Origin of the sequence: Frankia sp. QA3, assembly GCF_000262465.1 — a bacterium.
Taxonomy (GTDB): Bacteria; Actinomycetota; Actinomycetes; order Frankiales; family Frankiaceae; genus Frankia.
Genome location: NZ_CM001489.1, coordinates 1,980,030 through 1,982,467, shown reverse-complemented (window position 1 = coordinate 1,982,467; position 2,438 = coordinate 1,980,030). Strand labels below are relative to the sequence as shown.

The following is a 2,438-nucleotide window of genomic DNA, read 5'->3' as shown; positions in this document are numbered from 1 at the left end:
GATGCAGGTAGGAGGCGTGCACCCGGCGGTGCACGAAGCCCTCGGCCAGCCATCGCGACGCCGCTTCGGCCGGCCCCGGCGCCGGGGGCGGCGCCCCTGGGACCGCCGGTGGCGTGGCGCCGCGATGGGCGCCGGCTGCCGGGTCGACGACGGGCAGCCACCAGGCCGCCGGTGGCGCCCCGGCGGGCGGGGGAAGCAGGACGGTGCGGTGGAACTCGTGGGCGGCCAGGACGCTGCCGGCCGCGGCCAGCGGGCTGGGCGCGGCGGCGACCGCCCGGCGGTAGCCGAGGGTGAGCCGCGGGCCCATCACCGCCTCGACGTCGAGGACCCCGCACATCGGCGCGCCGTCGAGGCTGCGGGCCAGGTAGAGCAGCCCGGCGCACTCGGCGACCACCGCGGCGCCGCGGGCGGCGAACGCGGCGATCTGGCCGCGTAGGCGGGTGTTGGCGGCGAGCGCGCCGACGTGCTCCTCGGGGAAACCCCCGCCGATGATCAGCGCGTCGGTGCCGGTGGGCAGCGTGTCGTCGCGCAGCGGGTCGACGGCGACGACGTCCGCGCCGGCGGCGGTGAGCAGTTCGACGTGCTCGGCGTAGGCGAAGGTGAACGCCGCGCCGCCGGCGACGGCGATCCGCGGCGGCCGGCCGACCCCCTCGCCTGCCACCTGCCTGCCCGGCGCCGGCCCGCCCGCCGCGCCCTGCCCGCCGCCACGGCCCGCCAACGCAGCCCCAGCCGTGGACCCAGACCCAGCCGTGGACGTGGACGTGGACCCAGCCGTGGACGTGGACCCAGACGTGGACGTGGACCCATCAGCCCCAGACGTGGACGTGGCGGCGGCGAGTGCCGCGGCCGGGTCCCACGCCTGGGTGCGCAGCGGCGGGGCGGCGCGCGCCACCCGCAGCAGCCCGTCGAGGTCGCAGGAGGCGGCCACGAGCGCGCCGAGGCGGTCGACGGCGTCGAGTGCGGCCGGGCGGCGTTCGGCGGCGGGCACCAGGCCGAGGTGGCGCGACGGGGTGTGCACGGCGTGGGCGCGGGGGACCGCGCCGAACACCGTCACCCCGATGTCGGCCAGGGCGTCGGTGAGCAACTCGCGGTGGCGCGGCGAGCCGACCCGGTTGAGGATCACCCCGGCCAGGTGGAGGCGCCGGTCGAAGGAGCGGAACCCGGCGACGAGCGCGGCGATGGAACGGGCGGCGCCGGAGACGTCGACGACGAGGATCACGGGGGCGTCGAGCAGCCGGGCGACATGGGCGGTGGAGGCGTGGTCGGCGGCCTCGCCGGGCCCGGGGCGGGCCACCCCGTCGAACAGGCCCATCACCCCCTCGACGACGGCGATGTCGGCGCCGCGCGCCCCGTGGGCGAACAGGGGGGCGAGACGGTGCGGGCCGCACAGCACCGCGTCGAGGTTGCGCCCGGGGCGGCCGGTGGCCAGCGCATGGTAGCCGGGGTCGATGTAGTCGGGGCCGACCTTGTGCGGGGAGACGCGCAGGCCGCGGGCGCGCAGCGCGGCCATCAGCCCGGTGGTCACCGTCGTCTTGCCGGCGCCGCTGGTCGGGGCGGCCAGCACGAGGCGGGGCAGGTCGAGCGCCGCGCTCACCATTCGATCCCCCGCTGACCCTTCTGCCCGGCGTCCATCGGATGGCGGATCTTGGTCATCTCGGTGACGAGGTCGGCGGCGTCGATCAGCTCCTGCGGGGCGCGCCGGCCGGTGACGACGACGTGCTGGCGCCCCGGGCGGGCGCGCAGGGCCTCGACGACCTCGGCGACGTCGAGCCAGCCCCAGCGCAGCGGGTAGGTCAGCTCGTCGAGCACGTAGAGCCGGTAGGTCTGCGCGGCCAGGTCGCGGCGGATCTGCGCCCAGCCCTCCGCCGCGGCGGCGGCGGGATCGCCGTCGGGGTCGACGCGGTCACGCACCCAGCTCCAGCCCGACCCCATCTTGTGCCAGTCGACGCCGCCGCCCTCGCCGGAGTCGGCGAGCACCCGCAGGGCGCGTTCCTCGCCGATGCGCCATTTGGCGGACTTGACGAACTGGAACACCCCGACCGGCCAGCCCTGCGACCAGGCGCGCAACGCCAGCCCGAACGCGGCGGTCGACTTCCCCTTGCCGTCGCCGGTGTGCACGATCAGCAGCGGCCGGTCGCGGCGTTCGCGGGTGGTCAGGCCGTCGTCGGGGACGCTGGCCGGCTGCCCCTGCGGTGTCATGTCAGGCCACCCTTTCCGGTTGCCGGTCGTGGCGGGCCGCCGCCTGCCCGGCCGACGGCGCCGAGGGTGCGGCTGCGGCGGGTGGGGTGGTGCGCGGTGGGGGTGGCGGGGCCAGCAGCGGCAGGGCGGCGAGCCCGATCGTGATCCCGCCGAGGGCGTGGGCGAGCCGGCCGGCCAGACCCAGGCGTAGGAAGCCGCTTTCGCAGTCCACGACGACGCTGGCCAGCCCGCCGCGCCCC

General features: G+C 77.8%; 2 protein-coding genes and 1 pseudogene. All 3 read right to left on the bottom strand.

The features are described from left to right. Positions 1-1,597: cobyrinate a,c-diamide synthase (locus FRAQA3DRAFT_RS34750; protein ID WP_009738563.1), on the bottom strand; the 1,597-nt coding region annotated here is incomplete at its 3' end. Continuing rightward, complete coding sequence (gene cobO, locus FRAQA3DRAFT_RS07995; RefSeq protein WP_009738562.1) at positions 1,591-2,199, bottom strand: cob(I)yrinic acid a,c-diamide adenosyltransferase; 609 nt, start codon at positions 2,197-2,199, stop codon at positions 1,591-1,593. The genes FRAQA3DRAFT_RS34750 and cobO, both read right to left, overlap by 7 nt. Before the next feature lies 1 nt (position 2,200). Next, a pseudogene (locus FRAQA3DRAFT_RS35865) lies at positions 2,201-2,438 on the bottom strand (protoporphyrin IX magnesium chelatase); the annotation flags it as partial.